The sequence below is a fragment of the Janthinobacterium sp. P210005 genome (assembly GCF_036231865.1).
GTDB lineage: Bacteria > Pseudomonadota > Gammaproteobacteria > Burkholderiales > Burkholderiaceae_D > Janthinobacterium > Janthinobacterium kumbetense.
Genome location: NZ_JAZARC010000002.1, coordinates 759,378 through 774,279 on the forward strand (window position 1 = coordinate 759,378; position 14,902 = coordinate 774,279).

The 14,902-nt window shown below is 65.2% G+C and carries 12 protein-coding genes; 7 read left to right on the top strand and 5 right to left on the bottom strand.

What is annotated here, in order from left to right:
• Positions 1-162 precede the first annotated feature (162 nt).
• From VPH40_RS13395 to VPH40_RS13405, 3 genes are all read right to left on the bottom strand, one after another.
• Positions 163-2,271, bottom strand: a complete 2,109-nt coding sequence (locus VPH40_RS13395) for an EAL domain-containing protein (RefSeq protein WP_305063013.1) — start codon at positions 2,269-2,271, stop codon at positions 163-165.
• 45 nt (positions 2,272-2,316) lie between these two features.
• Positions 2,317-2,748, bottom strand: a complete 432-nt coding sequence (gene yiaA, locus VPH40_RS13400) for an inner membrane protein YiaA (protein WP_328573651.1) — start codon at positions 2,746-2,748, stop codon at positions 2,317-2,319.
• 84 nt (positions 2,749-2,832) lie between these two features.
• Positions 2,833-3,780 carry a DUF808 domain-containing protein gene (locus VPH40_RS13405; protein WP_328573652.1) on the bottom strand — a complete coding sequence of 316 codons (948 nt, stop codon included), beginning with the start codon at positions 3,778-3,780 and terminating at the stop codon, positions 2,833-2,835.
• Between the two features lie 191 nt (positions 3,781-3,971).
• Here VPH40_RS13405 and VPH40_RS13410 point away from each other — a divergent pair, with 191 nt between their 5' ends.
• From VPH40_RS13410 to VPH40_RS13420, 3 genes are all read left to right on the top strand, one after another.
• The gene (locus VPH40_RS13410) at positions 3,972-4,613 is read left to right on the top strand and encodes a LysE family transporter (RefSeq protein WP_099666012.1); all 642 of its coding nucleotides are present in this window, start codon (positions 3,972-3,974) and stop codon (positions 4,611-4,613) included.
• Positions 4,614-4,725: 112 nt separating this feature from the next.
• Entirely contained in the window at positions 4,726-6,537 is a 1,812-nt protein-coding gene (locus VPH40_RS13415) for a DUF6600 domain-containing protein (protein WP_328573653.1), read from the top strand.
• A gap of 350 nt (positions 6,538-6,887) precedes the next feature.
• Positions 6,888-7,184, top strand: coding sequence for a DUF493 family protein (locus VPH40_RS13420; protein WP_070257888.1), 297 nt, complete (start codon positions 6,888-6,890; stop codon positions 7,182-7,184).
• On the opposite strand, the gene VPH40_RS13425 is transcribed toward VPH40_RS13420, so the two are convergent.
• A complete protein-coding gene (locus tag VPH40_RS13425) occupies positions 7,177-8,376 on the bottom strand; it encodes a multidrug effflux MFS transporter (RefSeq protein WP_328573654.1) in 1,200 nt (399 codons plus the stop codon). The two genes, VPH40_RS13420 and VPH40_RS13425, sit on opposite strands and share 8 nt — an antisense overlap.
• A gap of 125 nt (positions 8,377-8,501) precedes the next feature.
• On the opposite strand from VPH40_RS13425, the gene pdxR reads away from it, so the two are divergent.
• The 4 genes from pdxR to VPH40_RS13445 all read left to right on the top strand — a co-directional run bounded on the left by pdxR (position 8,502) and on the right by VPH40_RS13445 (position 12,606).
• A complete protein-coding gene (pdxR, locus tag VPH40_RS13430) occupies positions 8,502-9,974 on the top strand; it encodes a MocR-like pyridoxine biosynthesis transcription factor PdxR (RefSeq protein WP_289906063.1) in 1,473 nt (490 codons plus the stop codon).
• A gap of 75 nt (positions 9,975-10,049) precedes the next feature.
• The gene (gene lipB / locus VPH40_RS13435) at positions 10,050-10,754 is read left to right on the top strand and encodes a lipoyl(octanoyl) transferase LipB (protein WP_099666016.1); all 705 of its coding nucleotides are present in this window, start codon (positions 10,050-10,052) and stop codon (positions 10,752-10,754) included.
• Positions 10,755-10,791: 37 nt separating this feature from the next.
• Complete coding sequence (gene lipA / locus VPH40_RS13440) at positions 10,792-11,802, top strand: lipoyl synthase (RefSeq protein WP_077398299.1); 1,011 nt, start codon at positions 10,792-10,794, stop codon at positions 11,800-11,802.
• A 141-nt stretch (positions 11,803-11,943) separates the two neighbouring features.
• Positions 11,944-12,606, top strand: coding sequence for a uracil-DNA glycosylase (locus VPH40_RS13445; RefSeq protein WP_328573655.1), 663 nt, complete (start codon positions 11,944-11,946; stop codon positions 12,604-12,606).
• A gap of 68 nt (positions 12,607-12,674) precedes the next feature.
• Here VPH40_RS13445 and VPH40_RS13450 read toward each other — a convergent pair whose 3' ends face one another.
• Entirely contained in the window at positions 12,675-14,846 is a 2,172-nt protein-coding gene (locus VPH40_RS13450) for a TonB-dependent receptor (RefSeq protein ID WP_328573656.1), read from the bottom strand.
• Between the last annotated feature and the right edge of the window lie 56 nt (positions 14,847-14,902).

A 14,902-nucleotide genomic window follows, 5' to 3' on the forward strand; every position in this document is an offset into this window, starting at 1 on the left:
TGGTGAGTAAGACTTGCACGATTGCAAGAATGGAGATCAGTGTAAGGAGTCGCCTGCGCAAATTTATTGATGTAGATCAAAATCCTCAAGATTGGTCGTGCTTGCACGCATTTAGCGATAGCAATGCGGCATTGTTTTAAAGACACTGGTTGTCGGCAGCGGCTAATCGATACCCGCCGTCAGGGGGCGCAGGCTGCCCACGGCGTAGCCTTGCGCATAGTCGATGCCCAGTTCGCGGATGACGGCCAGGGTGGCCGCGTCTTCCACGTATTCGGCCACCGTTTCCAGGCCCATCACGTGGCCCACTTCATTGATGGCCTTGACCATGGCGCGGTTGATGGCATTGGTGGCGATGTCGCGCACGAAGACGCCGTCGATCTTCAAATAGTCGACGGGCAGGGCTTTCAGGTAGCCGAACGAGGAAAAGCCGCTGCCGAAGTCATCGAGCGAGAAGCGGCAGCCCAGGGCCTTGAGCTGGCGCATGAACACTTGTGCCTTGGGCAGGTTGGCGATGACGGCCGTTTCCGTGATTTCAAAGCAGATTTGCTCGGGCGCAATCGCGAATGCCACGAATTGCTCGGTGATGTAGTCGTGCAAGCCGGCATCGGCCAGCGACATGCCCGACAGGTTGACGGAATACAGGGCCGGTGCGCGGCGCCGGCTTTCCGCCAGCGCGGCCAACGGCGGCAGGCTGTCGCGCACGCTCTGGATATGCGCGCAGACGGCGCGGATGACCCAGCGGTCGATGGACAGCATCATGTCGTAGCGTTCGGCGGCCGGGATGAAAGCGCCCGGCAAGATCAGGTCGCCCTTGCTGTTGCGGATGCGGATCAGCACTTCGTCGTGGTGTTCCGGGCTGTCGTGCAGGTGCACGATGGGCATGGCGTACAGGCGGAAATAGTCGTGGGCGAACGCTTCGTTCAGGCGCGAGATCCACAGCATTTCGCCATGCCGCTGCGCCAGCATGACGTCGGATTCCTGATAGATATGGATGCGGTTGCGGCCCTGCTCCTTGGCCAGGTAGCAAGCCTGGTCGGCCGCGCTTAGCAACTCGCTCATGGACTTGCTGTCCTGGCTGATTTCCACGATGCCGATGCTCACGCCCAGCTCGAAGCTGCGTTCGTCCCACGCGAAACGGAAATCGCGCACGGACTGGCGCAGCTGTTCGCCGATCAGGCGCGCATGTTCGAGCGGACAGTGCGGCAGCAGCACGCCCAGTTCGTCGCCGCCCAGGCGCGCCAGGATGTCGCTGTCGCGCATCCGCCCCTGCAGCATCTTGGCCAGCAGCTGCAGCAGCACGTCGCCGGCGCCGTGGCCGCAAGTGTCGTTGATGACCTTGAACTGGTCCAGGTCCAGGTACAGCAGCGCATGCGCGTGGCCATCCTGCTTGGCCGTGCGCAGGGCGCCGGCCACCAGGTGCTCGAATTCGCGCCGGTTGATCAGGCCCGTCAGGGTGTCGTGCGTGGCTTGCCACGACAGTTCCTGGCTCAGCTTGCGCTCGTGGCTGACGTCGCGGAACACGACGACGGCGCCGAGGATGTGGCCGTCGCGCGACCAGATGGGCGCGGCCGATTCCTCGACGGCGATGCGCCGCCCGTCGCGCGTGACCAGTTGCGAGCGGGGCGAAATGCCGATGGCCTGGCGCTGTTGCAGGCAGCGCATGGCCACGTGCTCGCGTGCATCGCCCGTGCGTTCATCGGCCAGCGGCATGGTCAGGCCGATGTCCAGGCCCTGCGCCAGCTCGTTGCTCCAGCCCGTCAATTGCTCGGCCACCCGGTTCAGGTAACGCGTCTTGCCCTGCGGATCGGTGGTGATGACGCCGTCGCCGATGGAGCTGAGCGTCACTTCGGCCAGCTCCTTGCGCTCGGCGATCATGAGTTCGCGCGCCATGTGCTCGGTGATGTCCCAGATGATGCCCAGGGTGCGGTCGGGCCGGCCGCCGGCATCCAGGAAGATGTGCGCCTTGGCCGCCAGCCAGTGTTCGCTGCCGTCGGGCCAGACGACGCGGTATTGCAAGGCATAGCCGCCGCGCCGGCGCACGCCGTCCTGCAGCACGTTGACCACCTTGTCGCGGTCGCCGGCGTGCACGCAGTCGAGAAAGCTGCGGAATGGCTGCGTCAGCGCGCGTTCTTCCAGGCCCAGCAAGGTGGCGCCCTTGGCCGACCAGCTGACCGTGCCGTCGATGACCTGGCCAGCGACGATGCGCGAATCCCAGATCGCCATGTGCGCCGCCTCCAGCGCCATCTGCAAACGTTTCTGCTGGTCGCCCATCATCCTCTCCCGACATGGATACAGGAATAGACGCGCCGCTGGTATTTAAGTTCCCGGCAGCTCGGCGGGTGTGCTGGCCGAGGCGCGCGCCACGTCGCGCACATTCTTTTGCACGGCCACGGCGGCAAATAGGCTGAGCAGGAACGCCATGGCATAAAACCCTTTTTCGCTGTTTTGCAGGGTGGCGTTCCACAGGCCCACGGTCAATAACAGCAAGGCCAGCAGGACGGAAATCCAGCACAGGCCATAGTAAATCCCCGTCACGGCGATGCCCTCGCTGCGGTCGCGCACGGATTTTTGCAGCGAGATGGCGGCGAACAGGCCATACATGAGGATGGTGAAGTAATAGCCCTTCTCGTTGAGGGCCATCGTGGCGTTCCACAAGCCGGACAGATAGGTGACGATGCCGATCAGCAATGCCGCCCAGGAGGCGCCGATAAAGGCGCTGCTGGGGCGTGGGGCGGGGGAAGCATGCATAGGGTCTCCATGGGCAGCGGGCGCCGCCGGCATGGCCGGGGCGGCAGGCACGGATGCGCCTGCCGCTCCATCAGACCAGAAAGCTTATTTGCTTGGCTTGATCATGCGCAACAAAGCCGACACGGCCGTGACGCCGGCCAGCACCAGGCCGCCGGCGATGAGGCCGGCCACCGCGTTGATCAGGCTGGGCGTGACGGCCGCCAGCACGGGGCCGATGCCGGCCACGCCGCCGACGGCTTCCTCGAGGTGGTGCAGCATGCCGCTGGCCCACGGCCAGCCGTGCGTCAAAATGCCGCCGCCGACCATGAACATGGCCAGGGTGCCCACCACGGAGAGAAACTTCATCAGTTTCGGCGCCGCCGAGACGAGCATGCGGCCAAAGCCGCGCACGCCGTCCATCAGCGTGCCCGCGCCCTTGCGCGCCGCCAGGTAGAAGCCCGCGTCGTCGAGCTTGACGATGCCGGCCACCAGGCCGTACACGCCCACCGTCATGATGAGGGCGATGCCGACGACGACGGCCACCTGCTCGGCGAAGGTGGCCGCGGCCACCGTGCCCAGCGCGATGACGATGATTTCCGCCGACAAAATGAAATCGGTGCGGATGGCGCCCTTGATCTTGTCCTTTTCCAGCGCCACCAGGTCGACCTGCGGGTCGCGCAGCGCCTGCGCCAGCTCGGCCTTGTGGCTGTCGTCCGGGTGCAGGTATTTATGCGCGATCTTTTCGAAGCCCTCGAAGCACAGGTAGGCGCCGCCCACCATCAGCAGCGGCGTGATGGCCCATGGGGCAAACGCGCTGATGGCCAGCGCGGCGGGCACGAGGATGGCCTTGTTCTTCAGCGAACCGACGGCGACGGCCCACACGACGGGCAGTTCGCGCTCGGCGCGCACGCCGGCCACTTGCTGCGCGTTCAGGGCCAGGTCGTCACCGAGCACGCCGGCCGTCTTCTTGGCGGCCACCTTGGTCATCAGTGAAACGTCGTCGAGGATGCTGGCGATGTCATCGAGCAGGGCCAGCAGGCTGGAGCCGGCCATCTCAGCGCGCTCCCACGGTGGTGGCAGGAAATTGTGGAGCGAGGAAAGTGTTGTTTTTCATGATGTTATTCTTGGTTGTACGGCAAGGAACGATGTGGCGAAGGCATGACCGCGATCTTACCTCAGGCGGGGCCGGCAAGGCCGCACGGGCCGGGTTAAAATTGCCTCTCATCACCATTTTTGGAAACCGCATGCCCTTTGCCACCTGGATCACCTTTGTCATCGCCGCCTCCATCATCGCCGTCTCGCCCGGTTCGGGCGCCGTGCTGTCGATGTCGCACGGCCTGTCCTACGGGGTGAAAAAGGCCAGCGCCACGATTCTCGGCCTGCAGCTGGGCCTGCTGGTGGTGCTGGGCATCGCGGGCGCCGGCGTGGGCTCCCTGCTGCTGGCCTCCGAAGTGGCGTTCAATATCGTCAAGACGGTGGGCGCGCTGTATTTGATCTACCTGGGCCTGTCGCAATGGCGCGCCAAGGTGGCCGTGACGGGCGACCTGCATGCGGACGCCGTGGTGCCGTCCATGCGCCGGCGCGTGCTGACGGGTTTCCTGACCAACGTGACGAATCCGAAGGGCATCATCTTCATGGTGGCGGTGTTGCCGCAATTCATCAGCCCGACGTCGCCGCTGCTGCCGCAATTGCTGATCCTGGCCGTCACCATGTGCACGATCGACCAGATCGTCATGCACAGCTACGCCTTTTTAGCGTCCTCGATGCAGCGCTTCTTCCGCGACGCGCGCGCCGTGAAAAAGCAGAACCGCTTCTTTGGCGGCTTGCTGATGGCCGTCGGCGCCGCCCTGTTTTTCGTCAAGCGCGGCGGCCAGACGGCGTCCTGAGCCAGATCAAGATGCAAACATTTGTAAGCCCGCTTGCGATGCCCGCCCGATAGGACTGTAATCGGGGTGTTGTCTACCTTTCATCTCTGTCCGTCCTGCCTGGAGCGCTGCCATGCGTCCGACCCTGTCTTCCCCCTTCTTGAACACCGTGTGCGCCGTGCTGCTGTCGTCGGCGTGCTCCCTGGCCCTGGCGCAGGACCCGCCCGCCCGCGTGGCGCGCATTTCCACCGTCGAAGGGCAGGTGCTGGTGCGCGCCGGCGAGGGCGAGGCGCAACATGCCCTGCTGAACTGGCCCGTCACGACGGATAACCGCTTGACCACTTTGCGCGGCGCGCTGGCGGAATTGCGCGTGGGCGCGGCCGCCGTGCGCCTCGATGGCGATTCCGAGCTGGAAGTGAGCGAGCTCGATGACGACAGTTTCAAATTGCACCTCGGCTATGGCACGGTCAGCGTGCGCGTGCGCAATCCCGACGCGCTGCGCGGCTTCGAGCTGACCACGGCCCAGGCCCGCGTGATCCTGACCCAGCCGGGCTGGGTGCGCATCGAGGCGGGGCGCCAGCCCGGCACCAGCGTCGTCAGCGTGCTCGAAGGCGCGGCCGACGTGGATGGCGCGACGGGCAGCGTCACCTTGCGTGCAGGCAAGCGCGCCGAATTGACGGACGAGGAATTGCGCACGGGCGCCTTGCAGAGGATCGCCTTCGACAACTGGCCCGAAGCCTTGCCCGCCGCCGCGCCGGCCTTGCGCTATGTCACGGACGATACGACCGGCTATGAAGAGCTGGACCGCTATGGCGCCTGGCAGGACAACGCGGAATACGGCCCCCTGTGGCTGCCCAGCACGGTACCGGCCGGCTGGGCGCCGTACAGCGACGGGCGCTGGACGTGGATCGCGCCGTGGGGCTGGACTTGGGTCGACAATGCGCCGTGGGGCTATGCGCCCTCGCATTACGGCCGCTGGGTGCTGCTGGGCCAGCGCTGGGGCTGGGCGCCGGGCCGCGAGCGCGGCCGCGTGCCCTGGGCGCCGGCCCTGGTGGGCTGGGTCGGCGGCAATCACGGGACCGGCCACGGCCAGCAGCCGGGCGTGGGCTGGTTTCCCCTGTCGCCGCACGAGCGCTACGTGCCTGGCTACCGCAGCAGTGCCGAGTATGAACGCCGCCTCAACCGCGTCGCCGACGGGCGCCGTTCCGTGATGGGCGAGCGCGAACGCCGTGAAGGCATGACGATGCTGCCGGGCGAGCGTTTTGGCGGCGCGCGCACGGTGGACGTGCCACGCCGCAACCGCACCATCATGCCGGCGCCCGTGCTGCAAAGCATGCCCTTGAGCACGCCGCCTGCGCCGGCGGGCAACTGGCAGCGTCCCGCCGATGCGCCGCGCCAGCAAGATGGTTTCCGGCGCGACTGGGGCAACCGTCCTGGCCGTTTGCAGACGGACGATGGCCAGACGCACCTGGCGCCGCGTCCCATGCAGCCGAACCGGCCGCCCGTGCCAGTCCAGCCGCCGCAGCCGCCGCAGCCGCCGATACCGGCCCAGCCCGTGATGCCGGCGGCGCCTTCCTTGCCGCCCGTGCAAGACCCGGTGGCGCACCCCGGCTGGCGTGGCGAACAGCGGCCCCGCGCCGAGCGGCCGCAGCCGCGCCCCGCCATCGAGCGTCCTGCCGAGGTGCAGCGCCCGGACGGCAACCGCTGGGAGCGTGGCGGCCGCCGCGAAGTGCTGCAGACGGCGCCGCCGCCTGCCATGCCTGCGCCACCGCCCGTGGCCCAGCCGCGGCCCGCGCCGCCGCCGATGCCGGCTCCTGTGGCGCGTCCGGCACAGGAGGCGCGCGGGGGCGAACGCAGCGGGCCGCCACGTGAGCGGAACAATGACCGGGGCAATGAGCGCGGCGGCCCCGGCCGTAATGGCCGGATGCAGGAAGCGGAGCGCTGAACTGGCCGCTGGCGCTGGCTGCCTGTCCGTCCGGTCATGGATTATCGACGTTCAAGCCGCCAAACCGACAGTTCGTCACATTTCAGCGGTCAAGCCGCGGTGTTTTGTCTACAGTGGAGTCATTGCAGCACAGCGCAATGCCTGCGCGGCTGACAGCACCGATTTTCCGGCTATTTTGTCCAAACGAAATAGTTTTCGCCAGCTTACAAAGCTGGCTTTTTTTTTCCGCGCCCCTGGCGCCATGGCGGCGGGCGCAGGCGCCGCCAAAGTTGGCTACAATACGCCTTTCTGCAGCCGCCGCGCGCCATGCGCCGCGCCGTCTGTTCTGACCGGCACTGATTGGATTTCCCATGCAAACCACCCCACCCACCGAAGTGACGATTCCTCCCAGCGAATCGCTGATCGAATACCCGAGCGATTTCCCCATCAAGATCATGGGCCCGACGCATGTCGATTTCGCGCCGACCATGCTGGAACTGGTGATCAGCCACGATCCGACCTTCCACGCAGGCCGCATGGAAGAGCGCCCATCGGGCAAGGGCAATTACACGGGCCTGACCGTCACCGTGCGCGCCATCAGCCGCGAGCAGCTCGACGCCCTGTACATGGCGCTGTCGGGCCACCCGATGGTCAAGATCGTCATGTAAGGCTGGCTGCCGCCACGCTGGCCCGGCTCTTCGTGAGCAGCCAGACGGCGGCAAAGGCCGCGCTGGCCGCCGCCGTTACCCACAGCAGCGGTTGTGCGCTGCCGTCCGTGATGGCGGCGATGACGGCGCCGCAGGCGGCCGTGATGAGCATCTGCACGAAGAAGAACAGGCCCGAGGCGCTGCCCGCCTGGTCGCCGTACGGCTGCAGCACGGCCAGCTGGCAGGCGGGAATGGCCATGCCCACCGACACCATCACCAGCAGCATGGGCGCCACCAGCGACGCCACGTGCCGCGGCGCCAACGTACCCGCCAACAACAAGCTGGCCGCACCCGCCACATTGATCAGCACCGCCACGCCCAGCAGGTAATCGGCGCCCAGGCGCGGTCCCAGCGCGCGAAACAGGCTCGATCCCGCGATATAGCCGCTGACCGTCAGCGCGAACACCAGCGCATATGCATGCGGCGACAGATGCATGCCCCTTTGCAACAGCACGGACGATTCCGCGATGAACGGGAAATACGTGCAATATACACAAGCGATGGCCAGCGCATAGCGCAGGAAATACGCGTCGCCCAGCAGGCGGCGGTACAGCGCCAGGGTATTGCCCTGTGGCACGACGCTGGCCGGCCTGGTTTCCGGCACATACGCAGCGATCAGCCCCAGCGACAGCGCTCCCAGCAGGCACAGCACGCCAAACACGGCGCGCCAGCCGAACGCCGCGTCGAGCACGCTGCCAGCCAGCGGCGCCAGGATCGGCGACAAACCCATCGCCATCGATATTTTGCCCAGCATGCGCGCCTGCGTGGCGGGATCGAAGCGGTCGCGCACCATCACCCGGCCGATGATGGTGCCGCTGCAACCGCCGAAGGCCTGCAGCACGCGCGCGGCGATCAGCACGTGCACGTCGGAAGTCACGGTGCAGACGATGCTGGCGAGCACAAAAATGCCCGTGCCGGCCAGCAGCACGGGGCGGCGTCCGTAGCGGTCGGCCAGCGGCCCGCACGCGAGCATCGAAGCGGCCGAGCCGGCCATGAACAGGCTCAGGGTCAGTTGCAGCTGCGCGTCGCTGGCATGCAGGGCATCGGCCATGGCCGGCAGCGAAGGCAGATAGATGTCGATGCTGATGCGCGACAGGCAGACCAGCAGCAGCACGATGCCGCCCCAGGCCCATAAAGCGATTTGTTTCTGCATTGTTTTACACGATCCAGGCAAGCGTGCGCCCCGCTGGCGCACCGGAACGGTGAGAGTAGAATGTTTGTGGTGTAATGCGAAGTGCCAGTCATCAGAAAATTCATTGGACCACTTGGACGATTATTATGCCGCGAGGAAAATCACCGCACGCCCTGGACTTGCCTCGCCCCACCAGCTGGCTCGACAAGGCGGGCGTCAACAAGCAGGATGGCGCGTATGAAGCGCTGCGCTCGGCCATCCTGACGAAGATGTTGCCGGCGGGCAGCCGTTTGCCATCCAGCCGCACCCTGGCGGAACGGTGGGAGTTGTCACGCGGCACCATCGAAACCGTGTTCGACCGCCTGCACGCGGAAGCGTACGTGACGCGCGTGCCCGGTTCCGGCACGCGCGTGTGCGCCGTCGTGCCGGAGCGCTTCCTGATGGCGGGCCTGGGCGACGCCGTTCCCGCCCCGCTGGCCGTGGCGCCCGCGCCTGCTTCTGATACGGGCGTGCGCGACGGCTTGCCCTTCGTGGCGCGGCGCGCCGACGCCAGCCTGTTCCCCATGGCCGCCTGGTCCAAGTGCGCCACGCGGGCGCTGGCCGCGGCCACGCCGGAGCAGCTGTGCAGCGCCGATCCCGCCGGCTTGCCCGAACTGCGCCAGCAGATCGCCGATTTCCTCGCCAAGTACCGCGGCGTGCGCTGCGACCCGCAAGACATCCTTGTCACGACCGGCATCCGCCACGCGATCGACTTGCTGGCGCGCAGCATCGTGCGCGAGGGCGACAAGGTGTGCCTGGAAGAACCGGGCTATCCGGCCGCGCGCGCCCTGTTCGCCCTCGCGGGCGCCGTGCCGGTGGACATTGCCGTCGACGCCGAGGGCATCGATGGCGCCGCCCTGGCCGCGCACGCGGATGCCCGCCTCGCCTACGTGACGCCGGCGCACCAGTCGCCGCTGGGCGTGACCATGTCCGTCACGCGCCGCCTGGCCTTGCTGGAATGGGCGAACGACCATGGCGCGTGGGTGCTGGAAGACGATTACGACAGCGAATTCAATTACCAGAGCGCGCCGCTGGCAGCCTTGAAGGCGCTGGACCAGTACCAGCGCGTGATTTACTGTGGCAGTTTTAACAAGACCCTGTTTGCCGGCCTGCGCGTGGGCTTTATGGTGCTGCCGCCCGCCTTGCGGCCGCAGTTGCTGCGCACCCTGCAGTTGACGGGCAGGTCCGTGGGCGTGACGGAGCAGCTGGCGCTGTCTGCCTGGATGGAGGATGGCGCTTTCGTGCGCCATTTGCGCCAGGCGCGGCTGGCCTACAAAGAGCGGCGCGACCTGCTGCTGGCCTGCCTCGAGCAGATTGCCCCCGGGCGCTACGCCATTTCCGGCCAGCAAGCGGGTTTTCATTGCGTGCTGTGGTTGCCGCCGGGCAGCGATGAGCGGACGTTTTGCGCGCGCGCGGCGCACGAGGGCTTGGCGCTGCAGCCGCTCGGTGATTTTTGTCACAGCGCACAATTGGCGCCAGCCGTGCTGCTCGGCTACACGGCCTTGAATGGACCCCAGATACGCCATGCTGCACAAAAATTGGGCAGATTGCTGCTGTTGCCGGAGTCTGCCCCGGAATGAAACGGCGGCCTGGCTTATAATCACGGCTTCGCCGCAGCGTCCGCAGGGCGCCGGCAGCTGATTACAGAATCCGTCATGACCACCACCCGAACCGAAACGGCGCTGATCCGCGAGCTGGGCCGCGTCGATTACGAGCCGACCTTTGCCGCCATGCGCGCCTTTACCGACGCGCGCACGACGGACACGCGCGACGAACTGTGGGTCGTCGAGCATCCGCCCGTATTCACCCTGGGCCTGGCGGCCGACCGCGGCCACCTCCTGGCCGGCGCGGAAAATGTGCCCGTTGTGCAGACGGACCGTGGCGGCGAAGTGACGTTCCACGGCCCCGGCCAGGTGGTGATTTACCTGCTGATGGACTTGCGCCGCAACAAGCCGGGCGGCAAGCTGTATGCGCGCCAGTTCGTGCATAAAATCGAGCAAGCCATCATCAACGTGCTGGCGGCGTATAATCTCGCTGGCGAGCGCATCGATGGCGCGCCTGGCATCTATATTGCCGGCGGGCCAGACAAGGGTGCGAAGATCGCCGCGCTGGGCTTGAAAGTGCGCGGCAACGGCTGCACCTACCATGGCGTGTCGCTCAACGTGGCGATGGACCTGGCGCCGTTTTCCTGGATTAACCCTTGCGGCTATTCCGGCCTGAAGACGGTGGACATGCGCAGCATGGGCGTGTTGGCGCCGCTGGCCGACGTGCAGCGGGCCCTGGCCCACGAATTGACCGTATTACTCGATGTAAGTGAAGTAAACAGCGCCGCAGGCGCGCCTCAGGCAGCGGATGCCTGAGCAAACAAACCAACATGCCCCTCAAGGGCTTGCAGCCATGACTTCTGAGACCATTTCCAGCACCGCCCCCGCCGCTCCCGCCGCCTACAACCCGAGCGAAAAGCAAAAAGGCGCCAGCAAGACTTCGCGCATCCCGATCAAGATCATTCCGATCGAGCAAGTCGAGCGCCTGAAAAAGCCGGACTGGATCCGCGTCAAGGCCGCTTCGGCATCGACCCGCTTCTATGAAATCAAGGACATCCTGCGCGAAAACAAACTCGTGACGGTGTGCGAGGAAGCCAGCTGCCCGAACATCGGCGAATGCTTCGGCAAGGGCACGGCCACCTTCATGATCATGGGCGACAAGTGCACGCGCCGCTGCCCGTTCTGCGACGTCGGCCATGGCCGCCCGGACCCGCTGGACAAGGAAGAGCCGGCCAACCTGTCGAAAACCATCGCCAAGCTGCGCCTGAACTACGTCGTCATCACCTCCGTCGACCGCGATGACTTGCGCGACGGCGGCGCCGGCCATTTCGTCGAGTGCATCCAGCAAACGCGCGCCCTGTCGCCGAACACCCGCATCGAAGTGCTGGTGCCCGACTTCCGCGGCCGCCTGGAAAAAGCCCTGAACCTGTTCAAGGATGGCTTGCCTGACGTCATGAACCACAACCTGGAAACGGCGCCGCGCCTGTACAAGGAAGCCCGCCCCGGTTCCGACTACATGCATTCGCTGAAGCTGCTGAAAGACTTCAAGGCCATGTACCCGGACGTGAAGACCAAGTCCGGCATCATGGTGGGCCTGGGCGAGACGGACGAGGAAATCCTGCAAGTCATGCGCGACATGCGCGAGCACGACATCGACATGCTGACCATCGGCCAATACCTGGCCCCATCGAACAGCCACTTGCCCGTGCGCCGCTACGTGCACCCGGACGTGTTCAAAATGTTCGAGGAAGAAGCGTACAAGATGGGCTTCACCCACGCCGCCGTGGGCGCCATGGTGCGCAGCTCGTACCATGCGGATGAACAGGCGCACAGCGCCGGCGTGGAATCGGCGCTGAATTTCTAAGCACCTTGCGCTGTATCAAAGCCGCCCGCTCGCGCTGGCGGCTTTTTTTTGCCTGTGCGTATCGTATGCGCCTCATCGGCCGAGCGTCCTATACTGGCATGCTGAAAAGGTATTGTTGGCAAATGAGCTATGAGGTGGCGCATGGACGTACGCATCGACGCATCGTGGAAGGCGCGGCTGGAGGCGGATTTCGCCGAACCTTACTGGGAACGCCTGGCCGCCTTCGTGAAGGCGGAATATGCGGCGGGTCCGTGCTGTCCACCCGGCAAATATATCTTCCGGGCCTTCGACCTGACGCCGTTCGAGCAGGTGAAGGTCGTGATCCTGGGGCAAGACCCGTATCACACGCCGGGCGCGGCCATGGGACTGTGCTTTTCCATCCCCGACGGTACGCCGCCGCAGCCCAGCCTGCAGAATATTTTCAAGGAATTACAGAGCGACGCAGGCGTCGTGCGCACGCGCACGGATTTGTCCGACTGGGCGCAGCAAGGGGTATTTTTGCTCAACAGCGTGCTGACGGTGCGCGCGGGGGCGGCCGGTACGCATGCGGGCAAGGGCTGGGAAAAGCTGACGGACAGCGCCATCCGCCACCTGTCCGCCGAGCGCAGCAATCTTGTCTTCATCCTGTGGGGTGGCTACGCGCAAGCCAAGCGGTCCCTGATCGACCCCGGCAAGCACCTGGTGCTGACGGCGCCCCATCCATCTCCCTTGTCGGCGAATAAAGGTTTCTTTGGCAGCAAGCCGTTCAGCCTGGCGAATGCGTATTTGCAGGCGCATGGCCAGACGGCCATCGCCTGGGGATAAGCCATGACACGGGACGGCAACCGACAGCGGCAGGCGTTGCACCCTGCCGCTGTCTTCGCGCGTAACTCTTAGAAGCTTGTGGACAGGCCTGCGTAGAAGCTGCGGCGGGCGCCATACTGCGGCGCTCCCACGCCGACGCCGGAACCGTCGCGCAGCAGGTAGGACTTGTCGAACAGGTTGATCAGGGCCAAACGTCCTTCCACCTTGCCGACCGGCGTATTTTTCCACGTGTGCGTGAGCGCCGTGTTGACGGTGAAGTAACTCGGCAAATGGCCGGAATTCGGTGCGCCGCCATCCGGTGTCATGCGCAGGCCGCTGCCATAGAGGAAGTCAGCGCTCACTTGCGAATCGCCGAAGTGATAATGGCCGCCGCCGGACAGCGTGTATTTCTGGTCATGATCGAGATAGACATAGTTCTTGCTGATGTAGTTCAACTCATCGGCGCCAAACAGGGCCTGGCCCGAATTGATGTTGCGGCCCTGCGCCTTTTGCGTGCTGGCGTTGAGGAACAGGCCCCAGTTTTTCTCGCTGTAGATGGCCGACAATTCCAGGCCCTTGGCGTAGCCATCCGCATAGTTGAACGGCGTCAAGATCAATGCCTGGCCGAACTGGCCTTCGTCGAGCAGGTTGCTGATCTTTTTATAGTACACATCGGCCGTCACGGTCAGTTTCGGACTCACCTGGTGGCTGATGCCCACGTCGTAATAATGCGTGCGTTCGGCCTTGACGTTGTCCGACTGGCTGATTTCCGGCGCATTCGTCGTGTTCGCATACAGGTCGATGCTGCCTTGCGCCGCCAGTTCCTGCGGCGGCGGCGTGAAGTAGCGCGAATAGCCCGCGTGCAGGGCCGTGCCCGGCGCCAGCTGGTAAGCCAGGTTCACGCGCGGACTCCATTGCTGCTCGCTCGTGTAGGCCGAGACCTTGTCGAAGCGGGCGCCATAGTTCAGGGTCAAGGGTTTGCTGATATGCCATTCATCCTGCAGGTAGAAACTGGCCAGGGTGCCCGTCTTGCCGCTGTTGTCGACGATGGAAATCGGCGTGGTGGCGCTTTGCGCACCGTCCAGCGCCGGGAACACGGCCACCGTGTTGTCGCTCGTCGTCTTCTGGCGCGTGTAGGCCAGGCCGGCGCGCACGGTATGGTCCTGGTGCAACTTGTAGCTGATATCGAACTGGGCACCCGAGGCGCTGTTCGCGCGGCGCGAATCCGACGCCACGCCGTTGTAGATCAGGTCGCCGATGGAGTCCGGCGTGAAGTGCAGTTCCGAATACTGGTGGAAGGCGGAGACCTGGTAATTGAGGTCGCCCAGGCTCTTTTGCAGCGACAGCACGAGGAAGCGGTTCACTTCGCGCTGGTTTTCATTCAGCTGCGACGACGGCAAGGTGGACGTGCCCGCCTGCGCATCGCTGTGACCGGCCAGCGAGAAGCCAGGCGCCTGGTCCGGATTGTTCGGGATCTGGAAACGGCCGTTATACGTGCCGAACATGGCGCCCAGGCGTGTGTTGTCATCGAGGAAATACGACAGGCTGCCGAACGATTTGTTCTGGCGCGTCTTGTCGTGCAGGGCGCTGCGCGTGTCCTGCGGGTTTTCCACGCCCAGGGAATTGCCCAGGTAGCTGCCGGACAGGTAGTAATTGAACTTGCCCACGCTGCCGAAAAATTCCGCACTCGGTTCCACGTGGTCGTGGCTGCCGACCATGATGCCGATGCGCCCGCCCGGCGTCAAACCGCCCTCCTTCGTTTCGATGTCGACGATGCCGGCCGTGCGCAGGCCGAACTGGGCCGGCAAGGCGCCCGTCATGAAATCCGTCTTGTCGATCAGGCGCGTGTCGATCGACTGGCCAAAGCCGCTGATGCTTTCCGGCAATTGCACGCCATTGATGCGGTATTGCACGTTGGCATGGTCGTCGCGCACGTGCAAGGCGCCGGAACCCTTCGAATCCTGCGATACGCCCGGCAGGCGCAGCAGCACTTCATTGAACGGCGTGTTGTCGCCCTGGCCCAGCATGTCGACCATGTGGCTGTCGATGCTGTAGATGGTGGTGCCGACTTTCGGCGACAGCTCGATGCGCGCGCTTTTCAAATGGGCGGACGTGACTTCCACTTTTTGCATCTCTTGCGGCGCAGCATCGACGCCGGACGCTGCCGGGCTGGCATCCGCGGGCTCGGCGGCATGGGCGGAAAAGCTGAACAGGCTGGCAAGGGCGAGCGACAGCGCGCTCAGGCGTGGTGTGTGTTGCATGGTAAACCTCAAAATAGTCAACGCCAGGCGGCCCGGCGCGCATGACAGCGCGACAA

Bases quoted from the DNA above. Each gene is read 5' to 3' on its own strand.
- VPH40_RS13395 (WP_305063013.1), bottom strand. From the start codon at position 2,271: ATGGGCGACCAGCAGAAACGTTTGCAGATGGCGCTGGAGGCGGCGCAC.
- yiaA (WP_328573651.1), bottom strand. From the start codon at position 2,748: ATGCATGCTTCCCCCGCCCCACGCCCCAGCAGCGCCTTTATCGGCGCC.
- VPH40_RS13405 (WP_328573652.1), bottom strand. From the start codon at position 3,780: ATGGCCGGCTCCAGCCTGCTGGCCCTGCTCGATGACATCGCCAGCATC.
- VPH40_RS13410 (WP_099666012.1), top strand. From the start codon at position 3,972: ATGCCCTTTGCCACCTGGATCACCTTTGTCATCGCCGCCTCCATCATC.
- VPH40_RS13415 (WP_328573653.1), top strand. From the start codon at position 4,726: ATGCGTCCGACCCTGTCTTCCCCCTTCTTGAACACCGTGTGCGCCGTG.
- VPH40_RS13420 (WP_070257888.1), top strand. From the start codon at position 6,888: ATGCAAACCACCCCACCCACCGAAGTGACGATTCCTCCCAGCGAATCG.
- VPH40_RS13425 (WP_328573654.1), bottom strand. From the start codon at position 8,376: ATGCAGAAACAAATCGCTTTATGGGCCTGGGGCGGCATCGTGCTGCTG.
- pdxR (WP_289906063.1), top strand. From the start codon at position 8,502: ATGCCGCGAGGAAAATCACCGCACGCCCTGGACTTGCCTCGCCCCACC.
- lipB (WP_099666016.1), top strand. From the start codon at position 10,050: ATGACCACCACCCGAACCGAAACGGCGCTGATCCGCGAGCTGGGCCGC.
- lipA (WP_077398299.1), top strand. From the start codon at position 10,792: ATGACTTCTGAGACCATTTCCAGCACCGCCCCCGCCGCTCCCGCCGCC.
- VPH40_RS13445 (WP_328573655.1), top strand. From the start codon at position 11,944: ATGGACGTACGCATCGACGCATCGTGGAAGGCGCGGCTGGAGGCGGAT.
- VPH40_RS13450 (WP_328573656.1), bottom strand. From the start codon at position 14,846: ATGCAACACACACCACGCCTGAGCGCGCTGTCGCTCGCCCTTGCCAGC.